General features: G+C 36.5%; 13 protein-coding genes. 8 read left to right on the top strand and 5 right to left on the bottom strand.

All coding sequences use genetic code 11. The features are described 5' to 3' along the window. Position 1 precedes the first annotated feature (1 nt). A complete protein-coding gene (locus EG346_RS10195) occupies positions 2-2995 on the bottom strand; it encodes a SusC/RagA family TonB-linked outer membrane protein (RefSeq protein WP_123878429.1) in 2994 nt (997 codons plus the stop codon). Between the two features lie 316 nt (positions 2996-3311). Between EG346_RS10195 and EG346_RS10190 the strand changes: the two genes are divergently transcribed. Together EG346_RS10190 and EG346_RS10185 are read left to right on the top strand one after the other, a co-directional pair. Further along, positions 3312-3896: a ribonuclease HII gene (locus tag EG346_RS10190; RefSeq protein ID WP_123878427.1), complete on the top strand. Its 585-nt coding sequence runs from the start codon at positions 3312-3314 to the stop codon at positions 3894-3896. 133 nt (positions 3897-4029) lie between these two features. Then, positions 4030-5574, top strand: coding sequence for an IS1182 family transposase (locus tag EG346_RS10185; RefSeq protein ID WP_123878425.1), 1545 nt, complete (start codon positions 4030-4032; stop codon positions 5572-5574). 108 nt (positions 5575-5682) lie between these two features. Here the strand turns inward: EG346_RS10185 and yidC are convergent, their stop codons facing one another. Beyond that, a complete protein-coding gene (gene yidC, locus EG346_RS10180; RefSeq protein WP_123878423.1) occupies positions 5683-7479 on the bottom strand; it encodes a membrane protein insertase YidC in 1797 nt (598 codons plus the stop codon). A gap of 181 nt (positions 7480-7660) precedes the next feature. Continuing rightward, positions 7661-9268 (bottom strand): CTP synthase, encoded by a 1608-nt coding sequence (locus tag EG346_RS10175; protein ID WP_073334257.1) that lies wholly within the window; start codon positions 9266-9268, stop codon positions 7661-7663. Positions 9269-9420: 152 nt separating this feature from the next. Between EG346_RS10175 and EG346_RS10170 the strand changes: the two genes are divergently transcribed. From EG346_RS10170 to EG346_RS10145, 6 genes are all read left to right on the top strand, one after another. Continuing rightward, positions 9421-10023, top strand: coding sequence for a CDP-alcohol phosphatidyltransferase family protein (locus tag EG346_RS10170; RefSeq protein ID WP_123878421.1), 603 nt, complete (start codon positions 9421-9423; stop codon positions 10021-10023). Continuing rightward, entirely contained in the window at positions 10013-10816 is an 804-nt protein-coding gene (locus tag EG346_RS10165; protein ID WP_123878419.1) for a phosphatidate cytidylyltransferase, read from the top strand. The genes EG346_RS10170 and EG346_RS10165 overlap by 11 nt, the downstream gene beginning before the upstream one ends. Positions 10817-10820: 4 nt before the next feature. Then, positions 10821-11858: a patatin-like phospholipase family protein gene (locus tag EG346_RS10160; RefSeq protein ID WP_123878417.1), complete on the top strand. Its 1038-nt coding sequence runs from the start codon at positions 10821-10823 to the stop codon at positions 11856-11858. Between the two features lie 215 nt (positions 11859-12073). Further along, positions 12074-12835 (top strand): SDR family NAD(P)-dependent oxidoreductase, encoded by a 762-nt coding sequence (locus EG346_RS10155; RefSeq protein ID WP_123878415.1) that lies wholly within the window; start codon positions 12074-12076, stop codon positions 12833-12835. After that, positions 12742-14112 (top strand): phosphatase PAP2 family protein, encoded by a 1371-nt coding sequence (locus EG346_RS10150; RefSeq protein WP_164466377.1) that lies wholly within the window; start codon positions 12742-12744, stop codon positions 14110-14112. Before EG346_RS10155 ends, EG346_RS10150 begins: the two co-directional genes overlap by 94 nt. A gap of 3 nt (positions 14113-14115) precedes the next feature. Continuing rightward, complete coding sequence (locus EG346_RS10145) at positions 14116-15810, top strand: bifunctional alpha/beta hydrolase/class I SAM-dependent methyltransferase (RefSeq protein ID WP_123878411.1); 1695 nt, start codon at positions 14116-14118, stop codon at positions 15808-15810. 160 nt (positions 15811-15970) lie between these two features. Here the strand turns inward: EG346_RS10145 and EG346_RS10140 are convergent, their stop codons facing one another. Together EG346_RS10140 and EG346_RS10135 are read right to left on the bottom strand one after the other, a co-directional pair. Further along, positions 15971-16540 (bottom strand): YceI family protein, encoded by a 570-nt coding sequence (locus tag EG346_RS10140; protein WP_123878409.1) that lies wholly within the window; start codon positions 16538-16540, stop codon positions 15971-15973. 61 nt (positions 16541-16601) lie between these two features. Continuing rightward, the gene (locus EG346_RS10135) at positions 16602-17012 is read right to left on the bottom strand and encodes a hypothetical protein (protein ID WP_123878407.1); all 411 of its coding nucleotides are present in this window, start codon (positions 17010-17012) and stop codon (positions 16602-16604) included. Positions 17013-17025 lie beyond the last annotated feature (13 nt).

Raw genomic sequence — 17025 nt, 5'->3', positions numbered from 1 at the left:
TTTAAAAATTAATTGTAGTAGTGAAACCTACTGTTCTCGTTGATGGATATTGATTTGCATTTGTTAGTCCCTGGATATTTCCTGTTGTGAAAGATCCTTCAGGATCTGCATACCCTCTGTTTTCTTTAGCAAACTTATAGAAAGGATTTCTTGCATATACACTGAAACTCAAACCAGTCAATCCAATAGATCTAGCCGCATCTGCACTTAATGCATAAGATACACCTAATTCTCTAACTTTGAATGCAGTACCACTTAAGATAAAGTTTTCACCAACCCTTGAGTATACGCTTCCATAGTAATCCGGCAAGTCTCCATAACTTTCTCCTCCAGATTTTATTGAAGTATTTTCAACATACTGTCCAGCTGAGTTCATATAAACAGAATTTGGAATAACATAACCTCCTTGCGTTCTGTCAAATTCTGCAGACTGCTCCAAGTTTCCACTAAATGCCAGACCTGCCATTGCTCCAGAATAGATTTTACCACCATTTCTGTAATCAAGAACTGCATACAATCCAAAATTTTTATATTTGAAGTTTGTATTAAGTGCCAATGTATAGTTAGGTGTAACACGTCCAAAGCTCACATAATTGTTAGAAATATAAGGATTCCCGTTGTCAGGGTTGATAATTATTCTCCCTTGCTCATCTCTCATATAGGCAGTAGCCTTTAATTGAGGGAAATCTTCTCCTTTCACGGCATAGATACCAGCAATTCCTCCCGTAGAAAGGTTTACTTCATCCTGGCCATCAGCCAATTCAATTACTTTAGTTCTGTTAATAGACCATCCAAGGTTTAAATCCCAAGAAAAGTCAGTCCCTTTTATTGGCGTCAATCCTAAATTAACCTCCATCCCTTTGTTTCGGATATCACCTACGTTAACTGCTGTAAGCTGCAAACCTGATGCTGAAGATGTAGTTTGGTTAGTGATAAGGTCTTTAGTCGTTTGAAGATAAAAACTAGCATCTAATGTAATTCTGTTTTTAAAGAATCCTAACCCTAAGCTTACTTCATCACTGGTTATCTTTTCAGGTCTGATATTAGTATTTGTAGGTCTTTGATTGTTTACAAAACTAAGAGGTCCTGCTGAACCAAACGGGTATCCTTGTCCTAAAACAACAGTCTCTTCGATACCAAAGACACTTACAGGGTCATTTCCTACTCTTGTATGAGATCCTTTAACTACAAATCTGCTTACTACCTCACTTTCAACATTGAATGCTTTCAAAGGCATGAATGACACCCCGCCGGAATAGTAGAAGTAGCTAGGCTTACTTTTCTGAGTTTGATCAGAGTGAAGAAGCTTAGAAGAATTTTCATATCTTCCTGTAGCATTTACAAATAAATAATCTTTATATGAAAGATCCATATTAGCAAAGAATGCATATCTGTTATCAGTGAATCTTCTGTTGTTAAGGTTATATGGAATAGTTAGATTACTAAGGTTCCAATATTGATAAATACCAGGAATTTTAATCCCGCTACCTCCTACTGATGTAGTCTTACTTTCAGTTCTCTGTACATTATAACCTAATGTCAATTTAAAATTAATGTCTTTTGTAAAGTCATAATTAAAATTAGCCATCAAGTCATTATAGAAATATCTGTTAATCGCATTAGACTGAGCCAAAGTTGAAGTAATTGAATTTGGTGCAGGATTACCATCTGGTTTCACAATCGTTGGAACTGATTGTGCTGCGTTATATCCGTTGTTATAGTTTAATATGTCGGTTGAAGTAATCTGAGCAGTTCCGTTATTGTTGATTGAGATATGATCATTGATCTTATAACCTAATGAAATAGTTCCGTTTACGATATCAACCTTAGATGTATTTCTAACATTTTGGATTGTCCAGTAAGGATTTTGATAGAAAACAGTCCAAGCGTAAGGATTCGGGCTAGTTCTGAAATCCACAATAGGAATCTCTGCAGCAGATTGAAGAAGGTTCGTATATAGTGCAGGATCTGTTGAGTTAACAGATCTATTGATATAAGTTACCGATCCATCTAGAGAAAGATTTCCAATTTTGAAACCTCCATTTAACATTACCGAAGTTTTCTTCAACTTATCATCAGCAACGATAAATTCTCTATCTTGACGGTTGATCGTTAGTCCTGCATAAGCACCTTCGCTTCCGGCAGTTATACTTAATGTATTATTAAGGTTAAGACCAGTTCTGAAGAATTCCTTAGCATTATCTTTTTTTCTAGGCGCAAATGGAGCGAATACAGATCCAGCTGCATCTTCCGTAGGAACATCTCCGTCTGGATTAACTGAGATTACTCCATCTCCGTTAACATCATAAAAAGGAACCCCAATAGCTACATTCTGACCAGCAAAAGCAGGATCAGAATACGCAGGTCCCCAAGAACCGTTTTCTACGTGAATTCTATCTCCGTACCAACCTTGTCCGTATTTTTGCTGTCTTTTTGGTGTAAAAGCAACATTATCAAATTCAACGTTACTGTTGAAGTTAACTCTAGGCTTTCTGCTTCCACTTCCTTTTTTAGTAGTTACGATAAGAGCACCGTTAACCCCTTGAGACCCATAGAGAGCGGCACCTTGTAGACCTAATAGAGTTGTAGTAGATTCTATAGCATCAGATGGTAAAGACTGAAGAATTGTCATTGAAGAGATTACACCGTCAATAACAATCAACGGAGAAGTACTTCCTGTTAATGTTCTAGAACCTCTGATTTTAATATCATAAGTACCATCAACACTGCTGCTTGTTTTATTAATAGTAAGGCCCGGTACTTTACCTGCCAAAGCTGCAATAGCATTCGGAGCACCAGCTTGAACAAGCTTGTCTTTTCCAATAACGGCAGCGGTTGAAGTCTGAGCATCCAACTTCATTTTTCTGTTCATGGCTCCGGTCATGATTACCTCACCAATCTCCGTCGTTTTAACAGTATCTTTCTTCTGACCACTTACTAAAGCAAAAGTCGAAGACAGAACTACCACCAAAACACTTGTAGTTAATTTCTTCATATTTAAATTGATTATTTTTTTTTATTGAATGCAAATATGTGAAACTTTCTTAAAATCACCAAATATTTCGTTAAAAATATTTAAATTAACTAACAACACCATATCAAGAAACCAAATACTTAGAAATATGTCAACAAAAATAATATATTATTTAAAAGAATACAAAATCAGCCATATTAAATACAATACAGTCATTGTGTTAAATAGAAGCAATATATTTATTAAAACCAAAATATATCTAAAAAAAACGCATGAGTGTTTAAATGCAATTTTCACTAATTTTACCCATCATTTATAATATGATATAAATAAAATCATGGATTTATTACAAAAGTGGACAGATCTCTATATTGAGGCTGGATGTGATGAAGTAGGAAGAGGATGCCTAAGTGGTCCGGTAGTTGCCGCTGCCGTTATTTTAGATGATAGTTTTAAGCAGAATTTAGTCAATGATTCCAAGAAATTAACATTCAAAACAAGGATGGAACTGGATAGTTATATCAAAGACAATGTAAAGAACTATGCGATTGCAGAGCTCCCCCCCGTATTCATTGATGAACATAATATTCTTAATGCCAGTATTCATGCGATGCATCGTGCTTTGGATCAATTAACGATAAGACCTGAGCTGATTTTAGTAGACGGAAATAAATTCCATCCCTATAATTTCATTCCTCATCAGTGCATCATTAAGGGAGACTCAAAACTTCTTTCGATTGCGGCGGCTTCCATTCTGGCAAAGAACTACAGGGACAAATTAATGATCGAGCTCCATAAAGAACATCCCGAATACAGCTGGAATACCAATTTTGGATATGCCACAAAAGCTCACCAGCAGGCCTTAATAAAATACGGGCCCACAATACATCACAGACAATCGTTCAGACTCAAATATGACTAGATAAAAAGAGCCCTTATCGTCTGATTAGATTTCGATATATAATAAAAAGAGGCCGTCTCACAACTGAGGCGGTTTTTTTTGGTTATTATTTTAGGTTTTTATATTTTTATATTTGATAATCAGATATTTGTTTATGAATTTCAAGTATTATAATCAGAATCAGTTGGAGTTGTTTCCCTATAGTTTTGAGGATTTGATTCCCGGGAATTATCCTGTTCGAGTGGTGAATAGTGTTTTAGATAAAATAAATATTGCCCCACTTCTTACAGTGTACAGCAAGGAAGGCAATCCCAGTTATCATCCCGTGATGATGCTCAAGGTGATGGTTTTTGCTTACATGAATAACATTTATTCGTCGCGGAAAATTGAAAAAGCGCTTCGCGAGAACATCAATTTTATGTGGCTTTCCAATATGAGCATCGTGGATCATAATACGGTGAACCGTTTTCGAACCAATAGGTTGGAAGCCGCCTTCAAAGATATTTTCTCGCAAGTGGTTTTACTATTGTCAGAAGAAGGTTTGGTAAGTTTGAGGCAGGTTTTTGTGGACGGAAGCAAAATTGAGGCACAGGCTAACCGTTACACTTTTGTCTGGGCAAATGCCATTAAAACCAATAAAGAAAAGATGCTTCGCCAGCTGGAAGAACTTTGGAACTATGCCCAAAGTGTTGCCCGGGAAGAAGATAAAGATCCTGAACCACCAGAATTTAAAGAAATCAGCAAAGAAAAAATTCAGCAAACAGTAGAAAATATCAATGCCAAATTAAAAGGCAGCGATGGCAAAACTGATTCCGACAAAAAAGCCAAAGCCAAGCTGAATTACATTAAAAACAATTTTGAGAAAAACCTCGGTAAATATGAAGCTCAGGAAGCGATTTTAGCAGAGAGGAATTCTTACAGCAAGACCGACGAAGATGCTACTTTTATGAGAATGAAGGATGATCACATGATGAACGGACAGCTAAAACCAGCCTATAATGCGCAGATTTCTACCGAGAATCAATTTATTGTCAACTACACCATTCATCAGCAAACCAATGACATCAATACCTTAGAAAGCCATCTGGATAATTTTGAGAAATTATATGGCAAAAAAAGGATGAATGAACTGGAAGAACTCACCGCCGATGCAGGTTACGGAAGCGAAGAGAACTACGAATTATTAATACAGAAAAACATTACTCCATTTGTAAAATACAATACGTTCGATAAAGAGCAAAATGCCCATTATCAGGCGAAACACAAAAGTTTCAGCAAAGAAAATCTGTCTTATAACGCTGAAGAAGATTTTTACGTTTGTCCGATGGGACAAAAAATGGCAAAAACACACGAAAGTATCCGGAAAACCAAGACCGGTTACCCGCAAAACCTATCGCATTATCAGGCAAAAAACTGTGACGGTTGTCCGATACGAAGCGCTTGTCACAGTTCCAAAGGCAACCGGAGCATCGAGAGAAACCACCATTTGGAGCAGTACAAAGAAAAAATCAGACAGCTTTTAAACAGCGAAGAAGGCATCAAAAAACGCAGACAACGTTCAGTTGAAGTAGAGCCTGTGTTTGCCCATCTGAAACATTGCAATGGTTTTAAGAGATTTACATTAAAAGGTCTGAAAAAAGTAGAACTGGAATTTGGATTACACGCTTTAGCACATAACCTAAGAAAGAAAGTTGCCTGAAGAGGACAACTTTTTCCTGCTTTGAACAATAAAACAAAGTTCAAATAAAATAAAATCCGTCTCGCAAATTGGTTGTGAGACGGATTCTTTTTATTATAAAGTATTAACTTATTTCTTTTTTTTCTGTTGCTCCTGGATCTGTTGTTGATTTTGAGCTTTCTCCATCATCTCTCTCATTTTCTTCTGGAACTTGCCTTCTGATTTTGGCTTTTCTTTGTTCGCCTGAATCTGTGCATGAATTTTCTTTTCATCCAGGATCAGGTATTTAATAACAAGAATAATTAAAATGTTAATTGCATTCGATACAAAATAATACCATGAAAGACCAGATGCTGATGTATTCAGGAAGAACAGGAAGGTAATCGGGAAGATATACATTAACACTTTCATGTTTGGCATTCCTTCCTGCTGAGGCTGCTGCATATTCCCTGAAGTCATTACTGTATAAATCAAGATCACGATCGTACATGCCAGAGCAAAAACACTTAAATGATCTCCTAAGAAAGGAATTTTAAAGGGAAGTTTGATCAAGTCATCATAAGCCGTCAAATCTTTTGCAAACCAGAATCCTTGTCCCCTAAGATCAATAAAGTTCGGGAAGAAACGGAATAAAGCATAGAAAATAGGAATCTGAACCAACGCCGGAAGACATCCTGCCATCTGATTAACGCCCGCCTTTCGGTAGATTTCCATCGTTGCCTGTTGCTTTTTCATTGGATCTGCATCCTTAAATTTGGCATTAGCTTCATCAATTTCAGGACGAATCACTTTCATCATCGCACTCAATTTATGTTGTTTATACATAATTGGCGATAAGATCAGCTTTACAATGATGGTCATTAAGAAGATCACCCAACCTGCTGTAAGTCCCCATCCTGCGATGAAATTATACATAGGCATGAAGAAATAACGGTTCATTCCTCCAATGAAAGACCATCCTAACGGTAAAATTTCATCAAAATTTTTGTCATAAGATTTTAACAACGGTAAATCAAGCGGCATAAAGTACCAGGTAAAATCCTGATTAAGCTCGCTTCCTGTCATCTGAACAAAGCCTTCAAAATTCAATTTCTTCAGGTATTCACCTTCTTCAATAGCTTCCTGATTTCCTTTACTATGGGTAAAACCGTTTTTAGCTTCGATGACAGAAGAAAAGAACTGCTGTTTTACACCAATCCAGTTAAGGGTTTCTTTTTCCTCACTCATATCTGTTCTTCCATCATAATCATAATCTTCATAATTATTGAAAGCATATGAGAATTCTGAGTGAGACTGTTCCTGTGCTCTACCCTTTTCCAGGTTTCTTACACTGTAATCCCAGATAAAGTCTGCTTTATTATCAGACGTCACGGCAGCAAGCCCTTTCGTTCTTACCTTAAAGTCTAGTGTATATTTTGGAAGTAAGGTATAAATAAACTGAATAACAGCACCATTATAGTCCGCTGTCATCGTTACAGCATTTCCATTAACAGCCGGTGTAAAAACTAAGTCTTTAGTATTGATCACTTTTCCGGTTTTATCTTTAAACTGAAAACCGTAGTTGGAGTTCTTTTTATCAATCAGATAAAGAGGAAGATCTGCTCTGTCTGTTTGATGATCATATGCTTTGTATTTCGAAAGCTGTACTTTAGAAACCTGTCCTCCCAAGCTTGAGAATTCCACATTCAGTTCTTTGTTGTTCAAACTGGCTGTCTGAATGGCGCTGGGAGTTACATTTGGATTGATATTGCTTGCCTGAGTCTGTTGTACAGCATTTTTTACCTGCTCCGTTTTCTGTTCCTGAGCTTTTAACTGCTCTTCTTTCGACTGCTTGTTCTGGAAATAGAACATGAATCCGAAAAGAACCAGACATAAAACCGCAAAACTGATCATCTGACTTTTATCGATTCCCTTGTTTTCTTGCATTTTATTTTTATATTAAAATTTTAAAATTTAACCTAAGTATCACAATGTGCTACTTTTTGAGCTGACAAAAATACTGTTTTTTTATCAAAACTCTATGCATTACCATGTTACTATATAATAAACTCAAGCTGAGAATAATCAGCCTGAGTTTATGATAAGACGTTTATGGTATAGTATTACCTTATTTCTTTTCGCAAGCCTTGATAAAAGCTCTGAACAGAGGATGCGGCGTTGCTACGGTACTTTTATATTCCGGGTGATACTGCACTCCTACATAGAATGGATGATCCGGCATTTCAAGCGCCTCTACCAATCCTGTTTCAGGGTTGGTCCCTGTTGCGAGGAAGCCGTTCTTTTCAAACTCCTGAAGATAATCACTGTTGAATTCATAACGGTGACGGTGTCTTTCAGAAATATTTTTAGCTCCGTAGATATCATATAGCTTAGAAGCATTTTTCAATGAACACTTCCATGCTCCAAGACGCATTGTACCTCCTTTGTCTACTACATTTTTCTGCTCTTCCATAATAGAAATGACAGGATCTGGTGTAGACGTATCAAATTCCATTGAGTTGGCTTTTGAATGACCTAGAACGTTTCTTGCAAATTCAATCGTCATGATCTGCATTCCCAAACAAATCCCCAACATCGGAACTTTATTTTCTCTTGCATATTGAGCCGTAAGTACTTTTCCTTCAATTCCTCTATCGCCAAAACCTGGAGCGATAAGGATTCCGTCTACACCACTTAAGGTCTCTTTAATATTTTCAGCGGTGATATCTCCACTGTATACCCATCTTACTTTCACTTCAGTTTCAAGACTTGCTCCCGCATGTTTGAAAGCTTCAGCAATAGAAATGTAAGAATCCTGCAGAGAAATATATTTTCCTACCAAGGCAATTTCTACTGTTCTTTTAGGGTTTTTGAATTTTTTAAGGAAGGTTTTCCAGTCTTTCAGGTCAGCTTCTTTATCATTTTTCAGATCAAGTTCTTTTAAAACGACATCATCAAAGTTTTGTTTCTGCAGATACATCGGAACTTCATAGATCGTTTCAAGATCTTTACATTCAATCACATTATCTAAAGAAACATTACAGAACTGAGCCAGTTTTGCTCTCTGATCCTTTGGAATATTGTGCTCTGTTCTGCAAACCAAGACATCCGCCATGATGCCGCTTTCCATCAACTGACGAACGGAATGCTGCGATGGTTTTGTTTTTAATTCGCCGCTTGAAGCCAGATAAGGCAATAGCGTCAGGTGAATCACCATAGAATTTTTCTCACCAAGCTCCCATTTCAACTGGCGTACTGTTTCAATGTAGGGAAGAGATTCAATATCTCCTACAGTTCCTCCGATCTCAGTAATGATAATATCGTAGTTCTGCTTGGAAAGCATTTTGATTCTGCGTTTGATCTCGTTGGTGATATGAGGAATTACCTGTACAGTCTTTCCTAAGAAATCTCCTTTTCTTTCTTTTTCTATAACTGTTTGGTAGATTTTCCCTGTTGTAACGTTATTGTTTTGGGAAGTAGGAGCATCAAGATAACGCTCATAGTGGCCTAAATCCAGATCCGTTTCTGCGCCATCTTCGGTTACATAGCATTCTCCGTGTTCATATGGATTCAGTGTTCCCGGGTCGATGTTAATATAAGGATCAAGTTTTTGGATCGTTACATTAAAACCGCGTGATTTTAATAAAAGTCCCAGAGAAGCAGACACGATTCCTTTTCCCAAAGATGAAGTTACACCTCCTGTCACAAAGATGTACTTTGTATTCTTTTTACTCATTAGATTAGGTTTGTGCAAAGTTATGGGAAAAAGAGACACAAAGCAATTTTTTAAATTTTGAAATTGGAAAAACACGCCTGTATCAATTATAAATTCTGATTAAAAAATTTATCTATATTTGATAAACACAATGACAAAAAGCGATAGCCATCATGATTTCCGTATATAAATTAAAACCAAAATTCCAGCAGCTGCTTACTCCGGTTTTATTATTCCTGCATAAAAATAAAATCACAGCCAATCAAATTACAATAGCTTCAATAATATTATCTGTTGTTATAGGGATTCTATTCTGGAATGCAGATTTCTCCAAATGGTTCTTTTTAAGCCTGCCAATAGGACTTTTATTAAGAATGGCTCTGAACGCATTAGACGGAATGATGGCCCGGAAATTCAATCAGACCAGCAGACTGGGTGAAGTCTTAAATGAAGTGGGTGATATTGTTTCTGATGTGATCATCTTTTTTCCTTTATTAAAATTTCAGCCTGAAAGTCTATACCTGATCGTTATCTTTATAGTATTAAGCATCATCAACGAATTTGCAGGGTTGATAGGAAAAGTAGTTGGAAAAGAACGTCATTACGATGGTCCGATGGGGAAAAGTGACCGAGCCCTTATTCTGGGAGTTTATGGTCTGTCTCTTTTTTTCGGAGCGGATATTTCAGGAATTTCATCCTATATTTTCGGGTTTATTATTGTTTTGTTGACCATAAGCACCGGTATCCGACTAAAGAAATCACTGCATGAAGCCTGAAGAAAATAAATTTTCAGATGTTCCCTTGCGGGTAAAAACATGGATTTATATTATCGTCGTTTTTGCCATGGGAACCTCGCATCCTCTCGCCATGAAGATTTTCGTTTCATGGATCAGCTTCCAGTGTTTCTTTGAATTTTTAAGATTATTCAAAATTAATTCAAATCATATTATTCCTTCTTTATTTCTTGGAGCTGCACAGTTTTTTCTGTTGTATTTTTTCACCATTGAAATCTATTTTATATACAGTTCTATTTTGTCACTCGTTGTTCTGCTCTACTTTTTAATTTTGAAAATATCCTTAAAGCTGCTTTACGGAATATTCATAGCTTTATTCGTCTGCCTTTTCGCTTTTCCACACCTTTCATTCATCAGAGACACCGTTTCCGGATTGAATTCCATTATTTTTATTGTAGTTGTAACGGAGCTCAATGACGTTTTTCAATACCTCATGGGAAAATTTTTCGGAAAGCATAAAATCACGCCTACAATAAGTCCTAATAAAACTCTGGAAGGATTCATTGGTGGTGTTTTACTTACGGTGGTATTGAGTACTATCTTAGGATTTTACTTACTGAAGACTGATATTTTCGTCAATACAATCATAGGAGTCATTCTTGGTATTTCTGGATTTTTCGGGGATGTTTTTATGTCTTATTTAAAAAGAAAAGCCAATATTAAAGATACAGGAACGCTTCTTCCCGGACATGGTGGTTTACTCGACCGGATGGACAGTCTGATCTTTAATGCTCCCATTTTCTTTTGGATCCTATCTCTTATTATAAAAAGTTAAAATCATGAGTGAAAAATTTAAAAGAGCGGTTCTATTTTCAGGAGGCGGAACCAGACTGATGATTTACCTTGGAATGTTCGCGGCTCTTGAAGAATTGGATTTGAAACCCGACATACTGATCGCTTCATGTGGCGGAGCATTTGCAGCAACTGTTATTAATGCTTTTCCTGATCATATTTCCAGAAAGGAATATCTCAAGTCGGAGGAATATTTCAGGTTTGTACGCGGAACGGTATTGACAAAACATAAAAAACTTTCTCAGATCGGAATTTTCTCACTAAAAAAATTATTATATAAAAAAAGAGCGCCTTTCATTGAAGATGTTTTTAGCAGATATCTTGTTGAAATGCCCCAGGATCTGTCCGAAGTTTTTCCTTCATTAAAAAACCTTCAATTTTCACAAAACATTCCTACAGTAGTAATCGGTTCAGAAATTCTCTTTCATCCAAACGAGAATGGAATGGAAAGAAATGGAAGAAAGCTTTATCAAAAAATTATAATCACTGACCCAAAGACAGCAGAAAAAATCAAGCCGGAACAGATCATTATCAGATCTGAAAATTTAATGAATAGCGCTGTAGAAAGGCTTGCGATGATAAGAACTGATATTTCTTTGCTTGAAAGCACCCGGATTTCTATTTCCGATATGTTTTATGTAGAACCCGCTTTTCTGCATGGAAAATATTTTGCAGGCGGAGCTATTGATCTTATTCCTGTAGAATTGGCCAGTCATCTTGCCGACGAAATCATTACCGAAAAAAAACAATCTTACAGTTCTGTCGAAGAAGCTTTTGTCCGAGCTGTGCTTGGTTTCAGTGGCAATGAAAGACTTGCCGAAATTGAAAAATCCCCGGTGAGTTTCCAGGTTGACACCACTACTATTAAGAAGGATTTAAAAGGTCATTATCTTAAAAAGGGAATCAACTGGAGTAAACTGGAGATTGATTTTTCTTTCCCAAAAACATACAACCAGTTTACAAAAGATATGGAAATGCAGTGGCAGTACGGCTATGACCAGACGATAAAATCTATTCGCAGCTGATGTTCTATGACCCAATATATTTGTCTAAAGCCCATTCCTATTGATGCATTGAAAATCTTTGATTTTCTAAACAACTCATGTGATCTTCTATTCTCAAACCTTTACACTTAAAATCACTAAAGTGTTTAAAAACTTTTGAACCTTTTGTGGTTGATAAAATCCAACTTTCAGTTTTAAAATCTATTTTTACACAAAATTCAAATCACCACAACCTCATGAATGTTTTTATAGCAGGCGGAACGTCCGGTATTGGCTATGCTCTTGCCCGGCATTATTTTGAAAAAGGAGATGATGTAGGGATCTGCGGAAGAAACCTGGCAACGATGTCTGAAAATAATTTTGAAAATTTAAAAGCATTTCAGGCAGATGTTTGTGATACGGATTCTATTGCCGCTGCGGTACATTCATTTTTGAACGATCGCGAAAATCTTGACATTTTCATCAACTGTGCCGGAAGTTATGCGGAAGATGTAGCCGGAAAAATTTCCTATGAAGAAGCTGAGGAAATGCTTCAAACCAACATTTTAGGAACGGTCAATTGTTTTGAAACAGCCCGAAAACTGATGAAAGGACAAAAAAAAGGAAGTATTGCGGTTATTGCTTCCGTTTCCGGAATTTTAGATTATGATAACTCAAGTCTGTATACCAAAACAAAACGCTCCGTCATACAAATCGCCGATGCCTATCGCCGTGCCCTGAAACCATTTGGAATCTCTGTAACGACCATTGCTCCGGGATATGTAGACACTAAAAAATTAAGAGAACTCAATAATAATGATCTTCATAAAAAACCTTTCCTTACCGATGTTGAAACTGCAGTAAGCATCATTTCAGAAGCTATTGAAAACCATGAAAAACTAGTAATTTTTCCGGCAAAAATGAAGTGGATGATGAAATCACTGTCTTTACTTCCTTCTTTTTTATTAAATACAATTATGTTCAGGAAAGCCCGATGGATGAAAGAAGACCAACCCTAAAACAGCAAACCTATGCTTTGGCCCTCTGTGCGTTTGTATTCATGACTGTTTACAATTTTGCGGCATGGTATACTTCAAAGGCTGAAAAAGTTCCGTCGTTCACCTTTGATTTTGAAAAGTATATCCCATTTCTACCCTGGAGCATTATTCCATATATGACCAGTGTCTGTTTTTTCTGTTTGGTATTTTTTGTATGTAAAAATAATGAGCAGCTTAAAGTTTTAACAAAGAGAATGCTTTTTACTACAATAGTTGCAGGCGTTTGTTTTATTCTGTTTCCACTGCGGTTTTCTTTGACAAAACCCGCTACAGACAATTCTATTTTAGATTACTCTTTTCAGTTTCTCAAGATATTTGATTCGCCTTTCAACCAGTCTCCGTCTCTGCACATCGCTTATGCGCTGATCTTTTGGACCGTATTCAGAAACTTAAACCGATTCCGGATTTTTCTGATGGTATGGCTTATTGCATTGGGAATTTCTACCCTGACAACTTACCAGCATCATTTCATGGATATTATTGCAGGAACTGTCCTTGCACACCTAAGTTTTATAGTTTTTCCTTATCGAAAAAATGATTTCAAATACAGAAATTTCCAGATTGCAAACTTTTATTTTTTGTCCGGATGGATTCTGATCATAGCTTCAGTTCTTCTTGATAAATTTTATGGCCATTTAGGGTTGATTCTTCTTTGGCCGGCCGCAATGGCTATTATTATCGGTTATCATTATCAAAAAAATAACATTCACTTTCTAAAAGATAGAAACGGAAAAATTTCATTATGGAAAAAAATATTTTATGCACCCTATCTGATGGTCTATTGGATTTTCTGGAAATTTTTACGGAAGAACAAAAGACCGCTGGAAATTGCTCCCTGCATTTACATTTCGCCAAGGCCCGGTCGTGATGATGTACATTATTTCGGAACAGGCAGAGATATTTTAGTCTATGATCTTTCAGCAGAAATTGAGGAAATACCGGATTTACAAAAGAAGTGTTCTTACCACTCTGTTTCTTTTCTGGATATCGGAACTTTAGATATTGAAGAAACGAAAAAGTTGGTTAATGAAATCACAGAGAACTATAGAAAACTTCCAGAAGAGGGAAAAATATTCATTCACTGCACCATGGGATTAACAAGAAGCTCTGTTATAGGCATTTTAGTAATGAAAAATATTCTATCTTTACCTCTAGATGAAGCAGTAGAAACCATGAAAGGCATCCATAAAGATGCAGTCATTCATCCTTATCTGAAGGATTTTTTGAAAAAAATTTAAACTATGAACAGCGGACATTTTAAGAGTTTCGACGGCAGTACTATTTTCTATCGGGAATGGAATTATCAGCCACAACAAAAAAGCATCATCATCATCCACCGCGGTCATGAACATTCGGAGAGACTGAATGATATTGCGCAATCTTCACAATTCTCAAAATACAACATTTTCGCATTTGATCTTCGCGGACACGGACACACCGAGACGAAAACATCATCTATCTTTATGGATTACGTGAGAGATCTGGATTCTTTCTCCAAATTTCTGGGATCAAAATACGCTGTGAATATTTCAGATATTTTCCTGTTGGCCAACAGTATCGGAGGGGTTGTCGCTTCAGCCTGGGCTCACGATTTCGCTCCTGATATTGCCGGAATGGCTCTTTTAGCTCCTGCTTTTAAAATCAATCTTATTGTTCCGCTGGCCAATGAAATGATTACGCTTGGAACAAAGTTAAAAAAAGGACTGATCATCAAAAGCTATGTAAAATCTAAAATGCTTACTCATGATCCGGAGCAGCAAAAAGCATACGACACAGATCCACTGATCACAAGATCTATCGACGCTGAACTTCTTATCGACCTTGCCAAAGCGGGAAAACGTCTGGTAGAAGATGCTGAAGCTATTGATACACCAGCATTGATTCTGGCAGCAGAAAAAGATCATGTGGTTTTCAATAAAGAACAGAAAACTTTTTATGACAGGCTTGATACAGATTTAAAGAAATATGAAGTATTATCCGGCTTTTTCCATGGAATCCTGTTTGATAGCGGAAAGGAGAAAGTATACGACAAAATAGCTGATTTTGCTGAAAAGTGCTTCAGCAGAACCCACAAAACAGCTTCCCTCCATCCTGACCGCTTTTCTGTAAAGGAATATGAGGATCTTCAGAATAATATCGGAAATAATCTGAATTTCAAGCTTCAGAAATTTTCACTGAATAACATCGGAAAAATAAGCAACGGAATGGCGATCGGTCTGAAATACGGCTTTGATTCCGGTGCTTCCCTGCATTATGTGTATCAGAACCAGCCGAAAGGCAAATTCGGTTTTGGGAAAATGATGGATAAAAATTATCTTAATGCGATTGGCTGGAAAGGAATTCGTATCCGTAAGGAGCATTTGATCCGACTTTTGGAACAGAATATCCAAAGTCTTAAGAAAGAAGGGAGAAAAATTAAAATTCTTGATATTGCCGGTGGGACAGGAAATTATTTATTCGATATTAAAGAAAAATATCCTGATGCCGAGATTGTTATTAATGAATTTGTTAAGGCTAATATTGAGATCGGAGAAAAAGTAATCAAAGAAAAAAACTATCAGAATATCCGTTTTACCAACTTTGACTGCTTTGATTCTGAAACCTATAAAAAGGTAGATTTCCAACCTAACATTACCATTGTTTCAGGGATTCTTGAACTATTTGGAGACAACGAAATGGCGGCTAAAGCAATTCAGGGAGCAGCTTCTATTTCTGAAAAAAATTCTTTTATCGTCTACACAGGACAGCCATGGCATCCGCAACTTAAAATGATTGCTTATGTTTTGAATAATCATCAGAACAAAGACTGGATCATGAGGAGACGTTCTCAGAAAGAGCTTGACAGGATCATGAAATACAGCGGAATCCGAAAGGAAAACATGCTGATTGATGACTACGGTATTTTCACAGTTTCTTCCGGGAAGATTAATTCTTAAACTTAAAAAAATATAATCTCCCGCAGATTTAGCAGATGGCACAGATGTTTGCGTTGCAATTAAACCTGCAAGATCTGATAGATCAGCGAGAATCAAATCCCAATAAAAAAGGTTTTTCAATCACTTGAAAAACCTTTTTTTATACAAATGGTCTATAAAACTATTGTTTTACCAGTTCAAAATATAAACTTACGTCTACATCCTTAGCGACTCCTGCACCAGTCGGGTCATATTTGATTCCATAGTCTAAACGGTTAACCGTAAATTTTGCCTGGAAACCCATTACTTCTTTCCCTTGCTGATTCTTAGTAATGCCCCCAAAGGTTACAGGAATGCTGACATCTTTTACAGTTTCCTTTATTTTCAGAGCTCCTTTCAGAATATAGGTGTTATTTTTATCTTTTGTGATCGATTTACTGCGAAAACTCATGGCCGGATATTGATCAGCATCAAAAAAATCCGGACTTTTAAGATGTTTGTCTCTCATATCTGTTCCTGTATTGATTGAGTTGACATCCACGTCAAATGCAAAAGTAGCATTATCTAAATTAGCAGCTTCTGTGCTTACTTTTCCGTCGAATTTATCAAATCTTCCCTGCACAAAATTGATTCCCATATGCTTGATATTGAAATTTACGGAAGAATGCATAGGATCTACAATCCATTCCGTTTGTGCAAACCCCAAAACGCTTAACAGCGTGAATACGAAAGATAAAAATACTTTTTTCATTATAACTTATTTTTAGTAGAGTAAAGATAATGCATATTGGTTATTCTCTTCTTGATGTAGGTTAGTTTTTAATTTTAGATCCCAAAATTTTAGAATAAAGGAGATCAAATAAATACATCAGAAGGAAAACAATAATTGAATTGATGTACAACATTAAGTCTATAAGATGATTATCTGTTGCCTCAATAAAATAAATAAGAGGATTAATACCAGACAGCAACAGCATCACCAGATAGAGGATTTCAAATAAAATGGCACTTTTCCATAGGGATTGATAGCTTCTCCTGAATATCACTATAGTTACAGATGCAATCACGGTAATGATCAAAGATCCGAAAAAAACAGCCGTTGGAAGCATTCCCAATTGACCGGCAGACAACTTAAGAATTCTTCCGCTCCAATGGGCAAGCTGAGCATTGAGACAACTCATCACAACAAATATGATCACACTTTTCAGAAGAATATTTTTCATGGCTGAAAATTAA

It is taken from the genome of Chryseobacterium carnipullorum (assembly GCF_003815695.1).
Taxonomy (GTDB): Bacteria; Bacteroidota; Bacteroidia; order Flavobacteriales; family Weeksellaceae; genus Chryseobacterium; species Chryseobacterium carnipullorum.
This window is presented reverse-complemented; position numbering and strand designations above follow the sequence as displayed.

Excerpts from the sequence above, each read along its gene's own strand:
- EG346_RS10175 (WP_073334257.1), bottom strand. The coding sequence starts at position 9,268 with ATGAGTAAAAAGAATACAAAGTACATCTTTGTGACAGGAGGTGTAACT.
- EG346_RS10170 (WP_123878421.1), top strand. The coding sequence starts at position 9,421 with ATGATTTCCGTATATAAATTAAAACCAAAATTCCAGCAGCTGCTTACT.
- EG346_RS10190 (WP_123878427.1), top strand. The coding sequence starts at position 3,312 with ATGGATTTATTACAAAAGTGGACAGATCTCTATATTGAGGCTGGATGT.
- EG346_RS10165 (WP_123878419.1), top strand. The coding sequence starts at position 10,013 with ATGAAGCCTGAAGAAAATAAATTTTCAGATGTTCCCTTGCGGGTAAAA.
- EG346_RS10160 (WP_123878417.1), top strand. The coding sequence starts at position 10,821 with ATGAGTGAAAAATTTAAAAGAGCGGTTCTATTTTCAGGAGGCGGAACC.
- EG346_RS10155 (WP_123878415.1), top strand. The coding sequence starts at position 12,074 with ATGAATGTTTTTATAGCAGGCGGAACGTCCGGTATTGGCTATGCTCTT.
- EG346_RS10135 (WP_123878407.1), bottom strand. The coding sequence starts at position 17,012 with ATGAAAAATATTCTTCTGAAAAGTGTGATCATATTTGTTGTGATGAGT.
- EG346_RS10195 (WP_123878429.1), bottom strand. The coding sequence starts at position 2,995 with ATGAAGAAATTAACTACAAGTGTTTTGGTGGTAGTTCTGTCTTCGACT.
- EG346_RS10145 (WP_123878411.1), top strand. The coding sequence starts at position 14,116 with ATGAACAGCGGACATTTTAAGAGTTTCGACGGCAGTACTATTTTCTAT.
- yidC (WP_123878423.1), bottom strand. The coding sequence starts at position 7,479 with ATGCAAGAAAACAAGGGAATCGATAAAAGTCAGATGATCAGTTTTGCG.
- EG346_RS10140 (WP_123878409.1), bottom strand. The coding sequence starts at position 16,540 with ATGAAAAAAGTATTTTTATCTTTCGTATTCACGCTGTTAAGCGTTTTG.
- EG346_RS10185 (WP_123878425.1), top strand. The coding sequence starts at position 4,030 with ATGAATTTCAAGTATTATAATCAGAATCAGTTGGAGTTGTTTCCCTAT.